The organism is Bacillota bacterium (assembly GCA_033549065.1).
Taxonomy (GTDB): domain Bacteria; phylum Bacillota; class Dethiobacteria; order DTU022; family DTU022; genus JAWSUE01.
Genome location: JAWSUE010000005.1, coordinates 120,298 through 138,982 on the forward strand (window position 1 = coordinate 120,298; position 18,685 = coordinate 138,982).

Consider the following 18,685-nt stretch of genomic DNA (forward strand, 5'->3'; position numbering starts at 1 on the left):
AAATGGAAGAAATAAAAATTCTTGAGCATAAATTAATGGAGACTGTTAAGACCATAACAATACTTGATGAGACTGCCACAGAAAAGACAAGGGCACGGATGGACATCCTGACAAAACCGCAGGGCAGCCTGGGGCGGATGGAAGACCTTGCCGTTCAGCTTGCTGGAATACATGGTGATTTTTTCCCCTGCGCAACACGTAAACGGGTAGTGGTAATGGCAGCCGATCACGGGATTACCGAAGAAGGAATAAGCGCCTACCCTTCTGAAGTTACAGCTCAGATGGTAGCCAATTTTACTGCCGGTGGAGCAGCCATAAATGTTTTGGGCCGCCAGGGAGATGTTGAGGTTCAGGTAGTTGATGTTGGTGTAAAAGTTGATAATGTACTGCCTGAAGTAAAACGGGTGAGGATAAAAGCGGGAACAGATAATTTCCGTAGAAAAAAGGCAATGAGCCGCAAAGAAACACTGCAAGCTTTACTGGCTGGAGTAAAATGTGCAGAGGAGGCAGCAGAAGAAGGTGTAATGATACTGGCTACCGGAGAAATGGGTATAGGTAATACCACTGCCAGCAGCGCAGTCATGGCTGCACTGACCGGCTATGATATTTCCCTGGTTGTCGGTCGCGGAACGGGGTTGGATGATCAGAAATTACTGCATAAACAGAAAGTTGTTGCAGAAGCCCTTGAGTATCATAAGCCGGATCCAGCCGATCCAATAGAGGTACTCAGCAAAGTGGGAGGACTCGAAATTGCCGCTTTGGCCGGCCTGATTTTAGGGGCAGCAAGAAATCGAATTCCAGTGGTCATAGATGGTTTCATTTCAAGTAATGCTGCTTTAACGGCAGTAAAAATCTCTCCGCTGGTATGGCACTACCTGGTGCCGTCCCATCTTTCGGCTGAATCAGGTCATGCTCTACTTATGGATTATCTTAATTTGAAACCTTACATTAATATGGGCATGCGCCTTGGTGAAGGAACGGGAGCAGTACTGGCCATGCATCTGCTTGAAGCAGCCGCCCGGATTACTCTTGAGATGTCTACATTTGAGGATGCAAAGGTCAGCAATAAAGAAGACGAGAATATCGGTTCAGATCTGAAGGGAGCAAACTAAGAGATGGAGTTATATCTTGTTCGCCATGGTGAAACAGAATCAAACCTGGAAAGGCGATATCAGGGATGGACTGAATCACCCCTTTCCGACAATGGTATTCGCCAGGCCGAACAAACTGGTTTTTTCCTGGCCGGCGAAGGAATAGAGCTGCTCTACTGCAGCGATTTGAAAAGAGCTGTGAATACTGCCAAAGTGATCGGTTCAAGCTGTGGAGTTCAGCCCGAGATTTCACCGCTACTCAGAGAAATTAATTTTGGAAAATGGGAAGGACTGACCTTTAATGAAATTGAAGCAGCCTGGGGAAAGGATATCAGCCTGTGGTTGGATGATCCCTTTCGGCGCTCCGCACCCGAAGGCGAAACCCTGGGGCAGGTTTGTTCCAGAATGTATACCTTTCTTGAAAATCTAGACTCAACAATACCGGAGGGAGCCCGAATTGCTGCAGTCAGCCATGGCGGGTCAATTAGAGCCTTGCTCTTCAGGGTTCTCAATCTTGACAACGCAAGCTTTTGGGATATAAAAATTGATAATGCTTCGGTGAGTCTTATCCAAAAAGAAAACGGCCGCTTCAAGGTTGCTTATTATAATCGAACCCAACACCTGGAAAGCGGTAATTATTCGGAGGAAATAATAGATGCTGATTAATAGTAAAACAGGTGATAAAGTTTTTATATCCTGGAGCGGCGGTAAGGATTCATACCTCTCACTGCTTATGGCCAAAGAAAAAGATTTACAGATTGCCTGCCTGCTAAGTTTTGTAGGAAGTGACGGGTTTAGCCGTTCTCACGGTTTGAAGAACAACATCCTCTACGAGCAGGCAAATTCCCTGGGTATTCATCTCGAAATTGAAGAAGTAACCTGGGAAAGCTATGAAGAAGGGTTTGAAAATGCTGTAAAAAGGTTGAAAGATATTTACGGAATTACCGGAGGGGTTTTTGGTGACATCAACCTTAAAGAACACCGGGAATGGATCGAAAAGATGAGCGATCGCTGTAATATAAGCTATAATTTGCCACTGTGGATGATGGAAGAACGGGATGTTTCTGATGAACTCATCCGGCGTGGTGGTAAAACTTTACTGGTTTCAATCAGAAATGATCTGGTTGATGAAAAATGGCTGGGTAAAGTGATGGATCCAGGTTACGTGGAATATTGCGAAAAGATTGGAATTTCACCATGCGGGGAAAATGGAGAAGCCCATACCCTGGTTGTTGACGGTCCCATGTTTAAATACCCGCTTCCCTTTAAAACCGGAGATATAAAGCGGAAAGAGAAAATGTCCCGGATAGAAATTATTTTAACCTGAATCAGGTTTATGCCAGGAATGCGCCATGCGGCAGGAAACGTTCCTGATCAAGGAGAACTATACCCAGGTTATCCTATCAAATATCATGAAGGAGGCTTTTATTATGGCTGAAAAACGGGAAGTAAAAGATTGCCCCTATTGCGGTGAAGAAATACTGGCCAAAGCAATAAGGTGCAAACACTGCAGGTCTGATCTTGAACCGATGGAACCCAAAGCAGCAGAAACACCACAGCAAACCTTGATACCGGCTACACCGCCACCAGTACCGGATATGCCTTCAGATCCAACACCACCTCCGGTTACACCACCACCGTCACCAGTTCAACCTGCTGCTCCCACTCCACCACCGGTTACACCGGAAATGACTGCGCCTGAACCTCCGGCAGCTTCGCCACCAACTTTAAGCCAAGGAAGTATACCAACCCCACCTCCTGCACAGGGAGAATCTCAATCATCAGGCAGCGGTGGAGTAACACCCCCGGCTGGTCCTGTTCAGGGTTCGGGTGGCTTATATGAATACCCCAAGGCAAACATCGGCAAGCGGATTCTGGCCTACATTATAGATGCTCTTATCGGAGGGTTACCGATTGCCATCCTGACGCCGATAGCCCTTATTCCGGTATTCAGGCATGCTTCGACTTACAGCTATTACGGTGATTACTATTCAGTCGGTCCCAATATAGGTTTAATTATATTTGCGGTGATAGCTTCAGTTATCGGCGGGGGTTGGGCTCTGTTTTACTTCCTGTTCCGTGACGGTTTTGCCAACGGCCAGAGCTGGGGTAAAAAAATCAGCGGCTTGATGGTTGTTAACCTTGAAGACAACAACCCGTGTACAAAAGGTAAATCTTTTGTCCGAAATGTATTTGCCTGGATCATTGCCATTGTTCTTGGATGGATACCGGTTTTGAATTTCCTGGCCGGAATTGCCGAGCCGGTTATTGCCTTGATTCATGCCAGGGGACACAGGGTTGGTGATATGGTAGCTAAAACACAGGTGATTGATCTTGAGCATTATAGTAAGTAATTCGCGCCGGTTGTTAAATGTAAATTCTGCCATTAGAAAAGGCGAATCTGATCTACGTGAAAAAACGATCAGTCTTTTGCATATTACCAAAAAGGCGGAGGTTTAATTGCATTCAGAGTGTGCTGCTTTCAACAGGATAACTCCTGATATTCTCAGCGAGCTGATCTCTATTACCGGTAAAGATTTTATTTTATGCGGTGATGCAGAAATACTGGAACCTTATTCTCATGATGAACTCTCCGATCCAGCTTATTTTGCTATGCCTGAAGTTGTAGTAAAGCCGGGCAGCGCTGATGAAATATCCTTGATCATGAAGATTGCTAATCGCGAATACATTCCAGTTACCCCACGGGGAGCGGGAAGTGGATTATCAGGTGGCGCCATTCCTGTCTGTGGGGGGATTTTACTTTCTCTGGAAAGGATGAACAGGATTCTTGAGATCGATCAAGACAATCTTATAGCAGTTGTAGAGCCGGGAGTTGTAACCAATGATCTGAACAAGATGGTCGAAAAAGAGGGACTCTTCTTTGCCGGTTACCCGATGAGCCTTGAATCGTGTTTTATTGGGGGTAATGTTGCTGAAAATGCTGGCGGAGGACGGGCTATTAAATATGGTGTGACCGGGCGTTATATAACCGGCCTGGAAGTTGTAATGCCAACCGGGGAAATTTGTAATTTCGGCGGTAAGAGAGTTAAGGATGTTTCCGGTTATAATATGGTTCAATTGATGATTGGTTCAGAAGGCACCCTCGGTATATTTACTAAAATATTTGTAAGGCTTATGCCATTGCCCCGGGCAAAAATAGATATGCTGGTAATGTTTAAGGATATTGAGACGGCAATAAGTGTAGTACCCATAATCATGACTAAGACAAGAATCATTCCAACCGGAATTGAATTTATGGATAAACTTTCACTTGACACAGCCAGCGATTTTATTGGTGAAAAAAAGCGTTTCAATGAATGTGGGGCAATATTAATTATAGAATTGGATGGCAATGATCCGGACCTTGTCCGCGAAGATTGCCTTTCAATCGGAGAACTCTGCCTCGATAAAGGGGCTCTTGATGCTTTTATAGCTGAAGGCCCTGTAGATCAGGAAAAAATCTGGAATGTGAGGCGACGGGTAGCCGAAGCTTTCAAGGCGATCAGCCCTGAACAAAGCTTAGAAGATATAGTAGTGCCCATGAATAATATCCCGAGATTAATGCCGCGTTTAGGTGAGCTATCCGAAAAATACGGGGTTTTAATTCCTTGTTATGGCCATGCCGGTGATGGCAATTTACATGCTACCATCGTAAAAAAACCGGAAACGTCTCTCGAAGAATGGCACAGAACTTTGCCTTCTATACTAAAGGAGTTGTATACAATTACCCGTGAATTAGGTGGAACGATTAGCGGAGAGCATGGTATAGGCCATAAACGCAGAGATTATCTATCGGTTGTTCTTAAGGAAGATGAAATTATGGCAATGAAAAAAATAAAGCATGCGCTTGATCCTTTTAATATTCTCAACCCGGGTAAAATATTTATATGAAGTTTTCTTATTCCGATTTCCATGTTCAACTCAGTTTAACTGGTGAGGTACTCTTTTTTATGGTTCAGGATAACTTAAAGTTAATTCTAAAAGAAGTTAATGAAAAGAGAATTATTGAATTAACTGAAAAACTGATTTCCATTCCAAGTCATCATGGACTGAATGAACCGGAGAAAGGAATAGGGAAATTTATTTATAACTACCTTTGCGAAGAAGGTCTTGATGCAGAATTGATTCCTGTAGCCGGATCAAGATGTAATGTTTTAGCTGGGTATGGTTCAGGAAAGAACAATGAGAAAACTTTAATGCTGGAAGGGCACATGGATACGGTAGATGTAAAAAACATGAGAATAGATCCATTTAAAGCCATTATTAAAGATGGCATGATCTATGGCCGTGGTGCAGCTGATATGAAAGGGGCTCTTGCTGCTATGATCTCAGCCCTGGTTGCCTTGAAAAAAAGAGGAGTTGAGTTGAACGGCAGAGCATATTTTGCCGGGGTGATTGATGAGGAGTTTTGGTACAGGGGTGCTGCTTACCTTGCTCAAAATGGACCAAAAACCAGGTATGCAATAGTCGGGGAACCGACTGGTTTGGATATACATAATGGCCACCGGGGTTTGGTGTGGGTTGAGGTTAAGGTAAAGGGGAAGTATGCTCACGGAGGAACACCTGAACTGGGAATTAACGCGATTGAAAAGATGAATAAGATTATAACCGAAATAAAAGAAGTACTATATCCGAAAATAATAAATAGAACTCATCCGGTCACCGGTCCCTCTTATTTGAATCTTGGCTATATCCATGGTGGAACCCAACCAAGTACGGTTGCCGGAGAATGTATTTTGCAGATTGACAGAAGATGGGTCCCCGGTGAGAGTCAGGATTCGGCTGTTCGGGAAATCCGGGAAATAATTACCGGATTGGTTTCTAAAGATCCGGAATTATCTGCAGAAGTTTCAGTAATGGACTATGGGCTGGGTATTGAGTTTCCACCTTTAGTCTGTGAAGAAAATTCACTCCTGATAAGCGTTTTAAAAGAAGGATCCATTCAGATAACCGGCAGGGAAAAGATATCACATTTTCCGGCCTGGACAGACGGTTCAATATTAAGCAGGGATGGTGGAATAGAAACAGCTGTTTTAGGACCCGGCAACCTGGAATCAGCCCATTCAGATGTAGAATTCTGCCCGGTCCGGGATATAATTAATGCTGCAAAAATATACATTTATTCCATTTTGAGGTTATGTGGTTGAGGCTCTTATTGGACAGGACGGACTCAGTATTGAAGCGATCATAAGATTGGACTGGCCTGATAATGGTCCACCAGGTTTAAGGCGGCCAGGTATTTCAGAATATAAAATCCCAGGGTCAGCTGAAGTAGATCTGAGGGAAGTAATGGGTTATAGCCGGTAAGCAGATTAATCTGCTCCAGCCTGTAGCGCATGGTATGTCGGTGTATGAACAGTTCTTCAGATGACTTTTGAATGTTACAGTGTTTAATATAGGATTGAAGAGTATGAACCAGTGATCCTTTGCAACGCAGATCGTAATCAATCAGGGGTCCGATTGTTTCATGATAGAGTTTTTTCAACGTCTCCGGATTTTTGGTGTCAAGAATTAAACGAAAGAGGCCGAGTTTTTTATACATAATAACTTCAGATCTATCCGCTAATCCGAGTAAACCTGCCTGAAGGGCTTTTTCTGCTTCATCTTTTGCTTGCTTCAATTCAAGGAGATTAGCGTGAATACCGCTACACCCGGTAATAATAATATACTCCGGAAATAGAAATTTTATTTCTTCAATAAGTCTGTAAATAATGCTGTTGCGGGAAGCCCCTGGATCATCATCCAATGCCTTTCCCTGAACCATAAAGCAGGTATAATAATCTGACTGCCCCATTATATAAGGGGTGTAATAGTGTAAAAGTATTCTGGCAGCATTAAACTCCAACTGGCTGAGGAATATTTGCCTGTTATCACCCTGCAGTTCATTTCGGGGATTTCCGGGTGGGCCTATGGATAAGGCGAAGGTCATAATTGGTTCATGATAACTAATGTTATATCTTTCCATGTCAAGCATCGTTTCTTCAGGGTTATCATCCATGATTAATTGGTTCCATAATTTTTTCATATCATCGATCATTAATTCAATTTGTTTGTTTGCCGAGTATTCATCGGGTTTATGAGCGCTTTTCTGATCAGTTTGAACCAGTTCGTTTAATAGGGCCCTGGTAAGGGTTTTAAAACTAACATCGGGAGGAATTTCAATCAGTGGTAACTTATATTCTTCCGAAAAATGTATAAAAGTTGAGGGAATTTCTTTCAGATAGTGTCCTGTTTGTATTGCCATTGCAGCGAGTTTTTTGGCAGCAAAAAACTCTAAAATACCCTGCTGCATACTTATGCTGTGAGAATTAAAATCATGGGCTGTAGTGATTAAAAACTCACCGGGTTCTATGTGGCTGAGATCATCCAGAATTTCAAGAATGTTAACCCATAAAATTTCATTGGTTAACCCTGCCTGTCCGGTTAATAAACGGCAATCTTTAAAAACTTCCATTTTCAATGCTTCGGCAACCGTGATAGACATCCATACCAACTCCATGATCAATTTTGCGCCTGCCGATTATTCTTTGCTTAAATTCTTTTATGGTATCTTTATATCCTCTATTTTATACATTATGTATAAAATAAATGTCTAATTTTTGTCATTGAGAGACAATGTGATTTTGTATCAGGTTTAGTAAACTATAGATGATTCTACTGCTGAAGTAATGATTGCGGTTAAATAGATAGATTATTTTATTAAAACAGATATTGATGGAGATACCGCAACAGGATCATGTACATTTATTCAGCCGCGGTAGAATCTTTTTTTATCAGAAACGCCCAATGGGGTATTGTTATGTCCGAACTTTTTCAATTGATTTTAGACCGAAGTTATAAAAAGATCGCCATTGTTGGGATGACCAAGAATGTCGGTAAAACTGTTACTCTGAACTACCTGGTTCAGGAGTTTGAAATCTCCGGTTTGAAGATAGGGTTGGTTTCAGCGGGCTATGACGGTGAACGTTTTGACAGATTAACATTGAAGGAAAAACCCCGGATCTACGCACCCCGGGATTCTATAGTTGCCACGGCAAAGGCATGCTTCGATGCAGCAGAAGCAGAGCTGGAATTAATTGAATCCAGTTTTTTTTCAACTCCCCTGGGGCCGGTTTGTATTGCCAGGGTAAGAAAAGCCGGTTTGGTTGAACTGGCGGGGCCGGGCAGTGTTAACAGCCTGAAAGAACTGACCGATAGAATGTCCCTTGCCGGAGCAGATTACATCATTGTTGATGGGGCAATTAACAGGCTTGCGTCAGCCTCCCCTAAACTGACTGAAGCTACAATTCTGGCTTCAGGCGCTGCACTTGGTCCGACCATGGATGATGTTATTCGAAAAACCAATTTTCGCAGTGCGTTAATGAATCTTAATCGGGTAGAGAATGAAAAACTTTTCCGGATGGCCCTGAAAGGCTTGGATCATGGTAATGGAGTGCTCCTGCACAGGGAGGGAGAAGATTTCAGAATAGAAACAGTAGAAGCATCAATTCCACTTATTGCCGGAGCTTTACTTATCGACCGGTGCAGGCAGAATACGGAAGCGTTGGTTTTTGGAGGCGCCCTGGTTGACAACAGTTTGGTTGATATCATGGAATTATATGATCGGCCACCGGGAATAATTCTTTTTGATGCTACCAAGTTATTTATTTCACCAGAAACTTACAACAAATATACTAACCGGGGTGGCAAAATAGAAGTTTTAAAGGAGATTGACTTGATTGCTGTAACGGTTAATCCCACGGATCCCTGCGGAAGGGGCTATGCTCCTGAAATGTTTTTGGAAAGGATGCGTGAGAGCCTGGCGCCCTGCCCGGTTTTTGATCTGGTATATGAGAGGCCTTAACAAGTTTTATTAATTTGGAGGGAGAGTGAGTCGGTGGATAAAAAGCTGAATATGGATGAGGCCAAGGTAGAATTGGCCCGCAGGACTGCCGGAAAAATTGCAGATCGTCTTCACTCCTGGATCGGCGATTATACAACTACCACTACAGAACGAGCTGCAGCAAGGCTGCTTGGCATCGATGGTGTTGATAAAGCGGGAGTTCCCCTGTCTAATGTTGTGGTTGACAAACTGCACCGTGAAGGCCTTCTGGATCGTGGAATAGTACCCTGGCTGGCGCAGGCTATTGCTGCCCGTGATGAATCGCCGCAGGTAATCGTAAAAAAGATTTCCGAAGAAAAACTGGAGGTAACTTCTGTCCCGACCAGTTCAGAGGAAGAGTGGCGGGATATTGCAGATAAACTGGCAAAAGAAGCTGCAGAGAAGATTCGGAAAGTCAGAGAAACCAGGGAAGAACTGATTCGGAATGCAGCATTGCCGAAGAAACCGCTCTCGTATGTTATTGTCGCGACAGGTAATGTTTACGAAGATGCGGTTCAGGCCAAAGCGGCAGCTCTTCAGGGGGCGGATATAGTTGCTGTTATACGGCATACCGGCCAGAGCCTGCTTGACTATGTGCCTTACGGTCCAACCACTGAAGGTTTTGGCGGTACATATGCAACTCAGGAGAACTTCAAGATTGTCCGCAAAGCTCTTGATGAAGCTGGAGAACAGGTCGGTCGATACATTAACCTGGTGAACTATGCTTCAGGGCTCTGCATGCCTGAAATATCAGTAATGGGAGCTTTTGAACGTTTGGATATGATGCTTAACGATGCAATGTACGGCATTTTGTTCCGTGATATTAATATGCGCCGGACTTTCATCGATCAACACTTCTCGAGGATGATCAACGCCTATGCCGGTATTACAATTAATACGGGAGAAGATAATTATCTTACCACTGCCGATGCTTTTGAAAAGGGCTATACCGTACTTGCCTCACAATTTATTAATGAGCAACTTGCTTTACGTTCAGGCCTGCGGGAAGAACAGATTGGTCTGGGGCATGCTTTTGAAATAAATCCTGCCATGGAAGATGGGCTGTTAATGGAGATAGCACAGGCCCAGCTCTGCCGGGAACTTTTCCCGAAGTCACCGCTTAAATATATGCCACCGACCAAGCATGTTACCGGTGACATCTTCAAGACGTATCTGATTAACGGTATGTATAATTTGGTTTCAGTGCTAACAGGGCAGGAGATACAGTTATTAGGAATGCTTACTGAAGCTATCCACACGCCTTTCATCAGTGACCGTTACCTCAGTATCAGTAACAGCCGTTATATATTTAATAATGCCCGTCATCTGGGTGAAGAGATAAATTTCAAGAAGGACGGAAGTATCTATAAGCGTGCAGAATACCTTCTTGACGAAGCTTGTCGTATGTTGAAAGAGATTGAAAAGATAGGCATTGAAACAGCTTTGGAAGAGGGTATGTTTGCCGATATTAAAAGGCCAAGAGAAGGTGGAAAAGGCGGAAACGGCGTTATAGTTAAGCACAAAGACTACTATAACCCATTTTATGATTTATTCATGAAGAACCCGGTAGAGACGGAAGGGAGGCTTTCCTGATATGGATGTTGATTTCACCAAAGTAAAAACCTACGGAGATACCCTGAATGATGGTGCTATGCAGGTTAGTTTCACCCTTCCGGTACCGGCCGGGGATGAAGCAAAAGAAGCTGCCCGGCAAATGGCTTTAAAACTCGGTCTTGATGCTCCTGCTGTCACAGAAATGGCCGATTTGGGGGCAGGTTTTACTTTCTTTGTTCTCTATGGTAAATGTATGCACACTGTTGATTATTCGGCGATAAAGATTCCGAAGCAGCAGCAAAAAATAATGAGTTTCAAGGAAATAAATGCAATGATCAAGGAAAAGCTTGGGCGAAAAGTTGTTGTGGTCGCAGCCTGTACCGGTAGCGATGCGCATACGGTTGGTATCGATGCTATCGTTAATATGAAGGGGTATGCCGGTGAATATGGACTGGAACGTTATCCTGAAATCGAAGCATATAACCTGGGCAGCCAGGTTCCAAATGCCGATCTTCTGGCCAGAGCTGTTGAGTTAAACGCGGATGCTATCCTGGTTTCCCAGGTGGTAACCCAAAAAAATATCCACCTGGAAAACCTGACAGAACTGGTAGAGCTTTCTGAAGCAGAAGGAATCAGGGATAAAGTACTGCTTATTTGCGGTGGCCCCAGGATATCTCATGAATTGGCTATTGAATTGGGTTATGATGCCGGCTTCGGTCCGGGCACATTACCCAACCATGTTGCTTCATATATTACTGCCGAACTGGTGCGGCGGGGAAAGAAAAAATAAAAAAACAGCGCAGGGCAGACCGGTAGGTCTGCCCTGCGGGTTTATAGGGGGTGATTACCGGTTTCTTACGAGCTTTACAGTGTTTCCATTAATTAAACTTATTAAACAGGAGGTAAGAAAGCATGACAACTGAGCAAAAATCAGTAACGGACAAAAAACCCAGTTTTGCAGGTGCACTGTTTGTCATCCTGTTTCTCTGTGTGGCTCTCTTTGTCCAGGTTTTCGTTATTGATGAACCCTGGGTAACTCACATTACCCTGATCCTGGCCAGCGTGGTCGCCATAATCGTGGCAACTCGGTCAGGGTATACTTACAAGGAGTGCCAGGATGCAATTTTATATGGATGTAACCTGGCTATGCTGCCGATGATGATCCTGATGATGATCGGGGTTTTAATTGGCTCGTGGATTCCTTCCGGAACCATTCCTTCACTGATTTATTACGGGATGTTGATCTTGACACCGTCAATATTCCTGGCCACTGTTTGCCTTGTTTGTGCGATTGCTTCGGTAACGACAGGCAGTTCATGGACAACCGGCGCAACTTTCGGTGTTGCTTTCATGGGCATAGGGATGGGCCTTGGCATCCCTGCAGCCATGACTGCCGGTGCTGTTATTTCCGGAGCGATCTTCGGTGATAAAATGTCACCGCTATCCGATTCAACAAACCTGGGTGCTGCAGTAGGAGAGGCGGACCTGTTTGACCATATCAAGAGCATGATGTATACTACAATACCCGCCCTGGTTTTGGCCTTAATCCTATATGCAATAATGGGCGCGCGGTTTGCCGGTGGAACGATTGACGCAGCCCAGATCTCTATGGTTCTTGATGGCCTGACAGCAAACTTCCATATCAGTCTTATTCATTTCATTCCCCCTATTCTGGTTGTTGTTCTGGCGGTCAAGAGAATTCCGGGCCTGGCAGTAATGATCATTGCTTCGCTGATTGGTGCAGCCTTTGCCATGATCTTCCAGGGTGTTGGACTTGCCGAAATGCTGAACTACATGAATTACGGTTATATTGCAAATACAGGTGTTGAGGCTCTGGACAGCCTGCTGAGCCGTGGTGGCCTGCAGAGCATGATGTGGACAATATCCCTCGGTTTTATTGCACTGTCTTTTGGGGGCATAATCGAGAAAACCCAGATGTTAAACGTATTGTTGGAAAAAATGGGTTCACTGGTGAAAAGTGTTGGAGGACTGGTTACTACCCATGTCATCTCCGGTATCCTGGTAAACCTCTTTTCTGCCAGTCAGTACATGGCGATTATCATTCCCGGCCGGATGTACCGTCCTGCGTACAAGAAGTTAGGGCTTCTGCCGCAGGTGCTTTCACGGACTTCCGAAGACTCTGGAACTGTAACCTCACCGCTGGTTCCCTGGGGACTGTGCGGGGTATTCTTCTATGGATGCCTGGGAGTACCCACCCTTGAGTATCTTCCATATACCTTCCTTTCATTCCTCGTTCCGATCATTGCTATAATCTATTCCTGGGTAGGATTTGCTATGTTCAAGGAAGGCGATATCAAAAGTGTCAGCCATTATAAAGAAGATGAGGAATCAGCATTTTAATTGTTTTTCCAACTGATGACTGAGGGGAGGCTTGCCTCCCCTCTGAAGGAGGTGTCAGGCATGGCTGTAGATATGAAACTCTATGAAAAAGCCTCGGACATGATTAAACGAGATGACATGGTTAAACTCCTCAGAGAACTGGTGAACATAAAAAGCCCATTTTTTGAAGAAGCGGAAATCATCGATTATCTTCGGGGTCGATTGTCATACTACAACAGGCTTGAAACAAAAATACATCATTACAGTGAGCACAAGATAACAAATTTTAACGGAGAAAACCTGATAGTGAAATTAAAGGGCAGCGGAAGCGGACCTAAATTGCTGATCAATGCCCATGTTGATACAGTTCCCCTATGCGATGGATGGACAGTCGATCCTTACCAGGGGATGGAAAAGGATAACCGGCTTTATGGTCTCGGGTCTCTGGATATGAAGTCCGGGGTTGTTGCTTCGGTATTTTTGCTTGAAGCTCTGGTAGAAGCCGGAATTGATCTGAAAGGTGACATTATTTTCACCGCAGTCAGTGATGAAGAAGGGCCTTTCGGTCTGGGTACGCATTACACAATTATTGATAAGATAGTGACTGATTGTGATTATGCAATTATTCCGGAACCTACAGGACCTTTTGCTCCGGGCGATGAGAAATTTCCCTGCATTGCCCTTGGGAGCCGCGGCACTGCTGTTTATTATGTTGAAGTTAAGGGTAAATCGGCACACGGGGCGACCCCTGAAAAGGGTATCAATGCTATTGAAGATGCAGCCCGAATTATTACTGCACTGATTGAAAATTTGGACCTTGGTCAGCATCCTCTTTTAGGTGAGGGAACAATGTGTATCACAAACCTGCGTGGTGGCGAAAAATATTTACTTGTTCCCGAGGCAGCCAGCTTTACAATATACAGGCATACGGTTGATGGTGATGCCGACATGGCATTGCGTGAAGTAGTGGATATTGTTAACAGCTTGAATTTACAGAGTGAAGTAAAGATAAAACTGCGGGATCTTCCACACCCTGAAGCATATTTTTTACCCTGGATTGTCGATGAGGACGAAGAAATAGTGCAATCCTTAAAACAGGGGAGTGCGGAAATTCTCGGGAAAGAGATGCAGACGACCTATTTCCGTTCAGAGTCTGATGCAAATCATATCGCTTCCCGCTTGAAGATACCAACAGTAATCTTTGGGCCGGATGGAGCCAACTACCATGCTGCAGATGAATATGTAGAGATAGATACCATGGTAAATACAGCGAAAATCATGCTTTATACTGTGCTTGACCTTTTAACCTAATATAATATTATTGTCATCCAGCTTTTGATAAGGGCATTTTATGATCATTAAAAATCTTCTTTCTCTTGCTGTTATCAGAAGGTGTGATACAATATCTTTGTCCGGCTGTTAAGATTTAAGATAGCCGGGCAATATTTTTGTGAGGACAGAGATGAACGAAACAAACGATAGAAAAAAAATGATCCTGGCTGATATATCCCTATTATTCGTGGCATTGTTCTGGGGATCCAACTTTGTGATCATGAAGCATGCTTTCGAGGTTATCGAACCTTTCACATACCTGGGAATAAGGTTCTGTATTGCTTCGGTACTGCTTGCATTATTTTTCTGGAAGCGACTTCGGAAAGCACCTGTTGGAGATTATCTTGCCGGATGTCTGATAGGATTCTTTTTGTTCACCGGTTACCTGTTTCAAACTGTAGGGCTTTTGCATACAACACCGGCTAATTCAGGCTTCATTACCGGGATGGCCGTTGTGATCGTTCCTTTCCTTTACTATATAGTAACCAAACGCTCTCCAGGTTGGTTTGCATTTACCGGCGGCGGCTTGGCGGCTCTGGGGCTCTATTTTCTTTCCACAACCGATACTGTAGGACTTGGGTTTGGGGATGGGCTGACCCTGATCGGTGCTTTTCTTTTTGCAGCTCACCTGATAGCGATCGCAATTCATGTTCGGAAGCGTGACCCGATAGTCCTGGCAGTAACCCAGATCGCATTTACAGGCTTTGCCAGTTTTGTAGTTGCGCTAATTTTTGAACCTAAAACAGGAATGTTCGATCACCCTTACCTGATTTGGGCAGCTATATTATATGCCGTTATCTTCTGCACTATCGGTGCCTTTGTCACCCAAACCGTAGCTCAGCGATATACTTCACCTACCCATGCTGTATTGATCTTGTCGACAGAGGCAATTTTTGCCGGTCTTTTCTCTTACCTCTTCTGGGGTGAGACCTTTTCATTCCGCAAACTCTTTGGGGCAATGATGATCCTGATCGGGATCCTTGCAACCGAACTACAGCCGGTTCTTTCCGCTAAATTTGCAGCCAGACGCGCCGAGATGATCAGCAGAAGTTTACCTCCAGTAAAATAGGTTATTAATAGTCAACCTGATTCATGATATAATTCAGATAAATTCTATATTATCTTATAAATAATAAAGACTCATTCGAAAAGAGTCAGGCCGGGGTAAATCTATGGAAAAAGAGATTCGTGAATATGCCCTTGAAATAGGATTTGATGATGTCGGTTATACTTCAGCTGAACCCTTTGATCAGTTATCTGAAGCACTGGTGGAAAGAATCAGCGGTTACAGCTGGATAACCGATGATTTGATGCAGCTGGCTCGTATTGCAGACCCACGTTACGTGCTTCCTTCCGCGAAATCGGTCGTGGTTATGATTTACGACTACTTCAAACTGGCTTACCCGGAAGAACTGAACGGTTTAATCGGTAAAGCTTACCAGTCACGTTTATATCCCGGGAAAAAACGTCTTTTTGGCAGTAGAATCCGATTGATGAAAGAGTTCCTGGAAAGTAAGGGTATGGAAGTTGGTATGAGACCTGCTATGGCTGATCGTCAATCTGCCGTGAGGGCTGGTGTCGGTAAATTTGGCTGTAATACTTTTGTTTTTGCTCCCGGGAGGGGCAGTTTTGTAGCCATTATAGCCATGGCTGTCGGCAGGGAACTTGAACCTACAGGAACTAATAGACATGAGAAACAAACAACATGCCCTGATGGCTGTAATCGCTGCCTGGAGGCATGCCCGACGGGAGCCCTTTATGAACCTTTCAAGATAAACCCTTTAAGATGTATTGCCTTTAATACATACGGAACGGGGAATTTCCCGGGTGCACCGGAGGATATCCCAATCGATATCCGTGAAAAAATGGGTTCATGGTTATACGGGTGTGATATATGCCAGGATGTATGCCCTCAAAACCAGCGGAGATTAAAAGTAAAACTTGTTCCTGATGCTTTTCTGGAAGAAATAGCCCCGAAATTTGCACCGGAAATTTTACTGAATATGGACGATCATTATTATTTCGAAACAGTCCAGCAGTTGCTTTACGGTTATTTTTGGGAGAAAAAATTTCTTCAACGTAATGCAGCTATTGCCCTGGGCAATAAGATGGATCGAACAGCAGTTGAATACCTGTCGAAGTCTGTAAGAGAACCTGAGAATATGGTTAGGCAGTACAGCTGCTGGGCTCTCGGACGACTTGGCGGCATGAAGAGCAAGAAATTACTGGAAGAAGTCCTGGCAGTTGAAGAATCCGATAGAGTTCGGGAAGAGATTTTGCTGGCGCTTGAGAACTGCTGAATAATTGTTCTGTTGACAGTACCAGTTGGCTGAATTAAGATTAAGTTGATAGTGTAGATAAATGTTATGTTTTATTTATCCTGCTGCTCAAAGTTATTAGACACGAGGGAGCGCCGGGGGTTTAAACCCTGCGCTCTTTTCTATTGATGGGAGGAATCAAGATAATATGGAATTACTTGTAATTAATGGGGTCGGACTTGAAATTCAGGATGTTCTGGATGTCAGCAAAAAGAAACGTATGGTTGCAATTGATGCCAGCGCTCTTGATAGAATAAACCGGTCTAGAAAGATGCTTGAAGATCTTGTTGAAAAAGAGGCCGTTGTTTACGGGATTACTACAGGATTTGGTCGTTTCAGCGATGTCCGGATTTCACGAAAAGATGCTATATTGCTTCAGAAAAACCTGATAGCCAGCCATGCAGCGGCAGTCGGTGATCCACTGCCTGAAAATGTAGTCCGCGCTGTTTTACTGCTGAGGATTAACGCGCTGGCAAGAGGTTTTTCCGGTGTGAGAGCCCTTTTGATGGATAAACTGGTTGAACTTTTAAATCGCGGTATTGTTCCGGTGATACCCGAACAGGGCTCCTTGGGCGCCAGCGGTGATCTTGCTCCACTTTCACACCTTGCCCTGGTCCTGACAGGTCAAGGTGAGGCATTCTTCGAAGGAATCAGAATGAGCGGTGCTGAAGCTCTGACATCTGCCGGTATTGAACCGATTACACTCCTGGAAAAAGAAGGCCTTGCCTTAATAAATGGCACCCAGGTAATGACAGCAATAGGTGCTTTGGCCTATGCCGATGCGGTTAACCTATACAAGGCAGCTCTGATAACCTCTGCTCTTACACTTGAAGCCCAACTTGCTGTTATCGATGCTTTCGACCCTCTGCTTGCCAGAGTCAGACCTTACAGCGGACACCGGCTTACTGCCGCGGCTATACTGAGACTGCTCGATGGGAGTAAATTAATCGGCAGTGATCGAAGCAAGGTCCAGGATGCTTACAGCCTGCGCTGCATACCCCAGGTACACGGTGCAACCGCGAATGCACTTGAATATGTAAGAAGTATTTTATCGGTTGAAATCAACTCTGTTAATGATAATCCATTGCTTTTCCCTGATCAGAATAAAGTTTTATCAGGAGGCAATTTTCATGGTCAGCCGGTAGCACAGGCCATGGATTTCCTGGCCATTGCCACCGCTGAATTGGGCAGTATAGCAGAGAGACGTATTGAAAGGCTTGTTAATCCTGCGCTAAGCAGCCTGCCTCCATTTTTAATCCGGGAAGGTGGTTTAAATTCCGGCTTAATGATCGCCCAGTACACGGCCGCTTCTCTAGTCAGTGAAAATAAAGTACTCTGCCATCCGGCCAGTGTTGATTCAATTCCCTCATCTGCAAACCAGGAAGATCATGTTAGTATGGGTACAACGGCTGCCAGAAAAGCCCGTAAAGTTGTGGAAAATACAGCCCGGGTAATCGGGATTGAACTTCTTGCAGCGTGCCAGGCTGTTGATTTCAGGAACCCTGAATTGATGGGATGTGGAACATCAGCCGCCTACAATCTGCTGCGCAGTAAGGTTGAATTTCTCGAAAAAGACGCTGTGCTTTATCCCCTGATTGAACAGGCAGTGGAATTTATAACAAACGGAAGTTTGGTTGAAGCTGTGGGGAAAGTGGTAGATCTCGATATTTCGGCAACCTAATGATAAAATATAATCATTAATTCATTGAAAATAAGAAATGGGAAGTACCTACTATGGAGTCTATAGGCAAAACAGCAATCATGTATGCTCTTTCAGCGGATGAGCTGGAGGAGCAGATCAAAATAACTGCTGAAAGCAGCGGTTTTCTCCTGATCAAGGGTAAGGTGGGTTCAATGAGTACCGAAAAAATTTTTGCCGCCGTTGAAACTGCCGCCCAAAGAGAAGGACTGATCCGCAAGGATTGCTACAGGGATACTCATGCCCTATATCATGCCATACTTGATGCTTTCGTCGGCATATGCCGCGGGCAGCTTGGCCTGGGTAATATGCTGAGAACAGTTGGATTGATCTTTACGGTAGTTAGAGGTCCCCGCAGTACGGAACAACGTGAGGATGGCGATTGGCTCGCCGTCGTGCTTTATGGAACAATTGGTGCTCCGGTTAAAGGTTATGAACATGAAACGATCGGTCTGGGAATCAATCACCTCTAAGTTTTTGCAGATTTTTC

At 44.4% G+C, this 18,685-nt stretch carries 16 protein-coding genes; 15 read left to right on the forward strand and 1 reads right to left on the reverse strand.

Going from position 1 to position 18,685, the window contains the following annotated elements; translation table 11 throughout:
• The first annotated feature begins 2 nt into the window (after window positions 1-2).
• The 6 genes from cobT to SCJ97_04880 all read left to right on the forward strand — a co-directional run bounded on the left by cobT (window position 3) and on the right by SCJ97_04880 (window position 6,238).
• The gene (gene cobT / locus SCJ97_04855) at window positions 3-1,112 is read left to right on the forward strand and encodes a nicotinate-nucleotide--dimethylbenzimidazole phosphoribosyltransferase (protein ID MDW7739372.1); all 1,110 of its coding nucleotides are present in this window, start codon (window positions 3-5) and stop codon (window positions 1,110-1,112) included.
• Window positions 1,113-1,115: 3 nt separating this feature from the next.
• Window positions 1,116-1,757 (forward strand): histidine phosphatase family protein, encoded by a 642-nt coding sequence (locus SCJ97_04860; protein MDW7739373.1) that lies wholly within the window; start codon window positions 1,116-1,118, stop codon window positions 1,755-1,757.
• Window positions 1,747-2,418 carry a hypothetical protein gene (locus SCJ97_04865; protein MDW7739374.1) on the forward strand — a complete coding sequence of 224 codons (672 nt, stop codon included), beginning with the start codon at window positions 1,747-1,749 and terminating at the stop codon, window positions 2,416-2,418. The genes SCJ97_04860 and SCJ97_04865 overlap by 11 nt, the downstream gene beginning before the upstream one ends.
• A gap of 103 nt (window positions 2,419-2,521) precedes the next feature.
• Window positions 2,522-3,445 (forward strand): RDD family protein, encoded by a 924-nt coding sequence (locus SCJ97_04870; protein MDW7739375.1) that lies wholly within the window; start codon window positions 2,522-2,524, stop codon window positions 3,443-3,445.
• 106 nt (window positions 3,446-3,551) lie between these two features.
• Window positions 3,552-4,982 carry an FAD-linked oxidase C-terminal domain-containing protein gene (locus SCJ97_04875; GenBank protein ID MDW7739376.1) on the forward strand — a complete coding sequence of 477 codons (1,431 nt, stop codon included), beginning with the start codon at window positions 3,552-3,554 and terminating at the stop codon, window positions 4,980-4,982.
• A 59-nt stretch (window positions 4,983-5,041) separates the two neighbouring features.
• The gene (locus tag SCJ97_04880) at window positions 5,042-6,238 is read left to right on the forward strand and encodes a M20 family metallopeptidase (GenBank protein ID MDW7739377.1); all 1,197 of its coding nucleotides are present in this window, start codon (window positions 5,042-5,044) and stop codon (window positions 6,236-6,238) included.
• Window positions 6,239-6,276: 38 nt separating this feature from the next.
• Here SCJ97_04880 and SCJ97_04885 read toward each other — a convergent pair whose 3' ends face one another.
• A complete protein-coding gene (locus SCJ97_04885; GenBank protein MDW7739378.1) occupies window positions 6,277-7,590 on the reverse strand; it encodes a PucR family transcriptional regulator ligand-binding domain-containing protein in 1,314 nt (437 codons plus the stop codon).
• Window positions 7,591-7,890: 300 nt separating this feature from the next.
• On the opposite strand from SCJ97_04885, the gene SCJ97_04890 reads away from it, so the two are divergent.
• The 9 genes from SCJ97_04890 (at window position 7,891) to SCJ97_04930 (ending at window position 18,668) form a co-directional block, all read left to right on the forward strand.
• Window positions 7,891-8,934, forward strand: coding sequence for a hypothetical protein (locus SCJ97_04890; GenBank protein ID MDW7739379.1), 1,044 nt, complete (start codon window positions 7,891-7,893; stop codon window positions 8,932-8,934).
• 33 nt (window positions 8,935-8,967) lie between these two features.
• Window positions 8,968-10,545, forward strand: coding sequence for a lysine 5,6-aminomutase subunit alpha (locus tag SCJ97_04895; protein ID MDW7739380.1), 1,578 nt, complete (start codon window positions 8,968-8,970; stop codon window positions 10,543-10,545).
• A 1-nt stretch (window position 10,546) separates the two neighbouring features.
• A complete protein-coding gene (locus SCJ97_04900; protein MDW7739381.1) occupies window positions 10,547-11,296 on the forward strand; it encodes an OAM dimerization domain-containing protein in 750 nt (249 codons plus the stop codon).
• Between the two features lie 122 nt (window positions 11,297-11,418).
• Window positions 11,419-12,867, forward strand: coding sequence for a Na+/H+ antiporter NhaC (nhaC, locus tag SCJ97_04905; GenBank protein ID MDW7739382.1), 1,449 nt, complete (start codon window positions 11,419-11,421; stop codon window positions 12,865-12,867).
• 60 nt (window positions 12,868-12,927) lie between these two features.
• Window positions 12,928-14,157 (forward strand): ArgE/DapE family deacylase, encoded by a 1,230-nt coding sequence (locus SCJ97_04910; GenBank protein MDW7739383.1) that lies wholly within the window; start codon window positions 12,928-12,930, stop codon window positions 14,155-14,157.
• A 151-nt stretch (window positions 14,158-14,308) separates the two neighbouring features.
• On the forward strand, window positions 14,309-15,247 hold the full coding sequence (locus tag SCJ97_04915; protein MDW7739384.1) for a DMT family transporter: 939 nt from the start codon (window positions 14,309-14,311) through the stop codon (window positions 15,245-15,247).
• A 103-nt stretch (window positions 15,248-15,350) separates the two neighbouring features.
• Window positions 15,351-16,478, forward strand: coding sequence for a 4Fe-4S double cluster binding domain-containing protein (locus SCJ97_04920; GenBank protein MDW7739385.1), 1,128 nt, complete (start codon window positions 15,351-15,353; stop codon window positions 16,476-16,478).
• A 166-nt stretch (window positions 16,479-16,644) separates the two neighbouring features.
• Entirely contained in the window at window positions 16,645-18,177 is a 1,533-nt protein-coding gene (gene hutH, locus SCJ97_04925; GenBank protein ID MDW7739386.1) for a histidine ammonia-lyase, read from the forward strand.
• A gap of 53 nt (window positions 18,178-18,230) precedes the next feature.
• On the forward strand, window positions 18,231-18,668 hold the full coding sequence (locus SCJ97_04930) for a HutP family protein (GenBank protein ID MDW7739387.1): 438 nt from the start codon (window positions 18,231-18,233) through the stop codon (window positions 18,666-18,668).
• Window positions 18,669-18,685 lie beyond the last annotated feature (17 nt).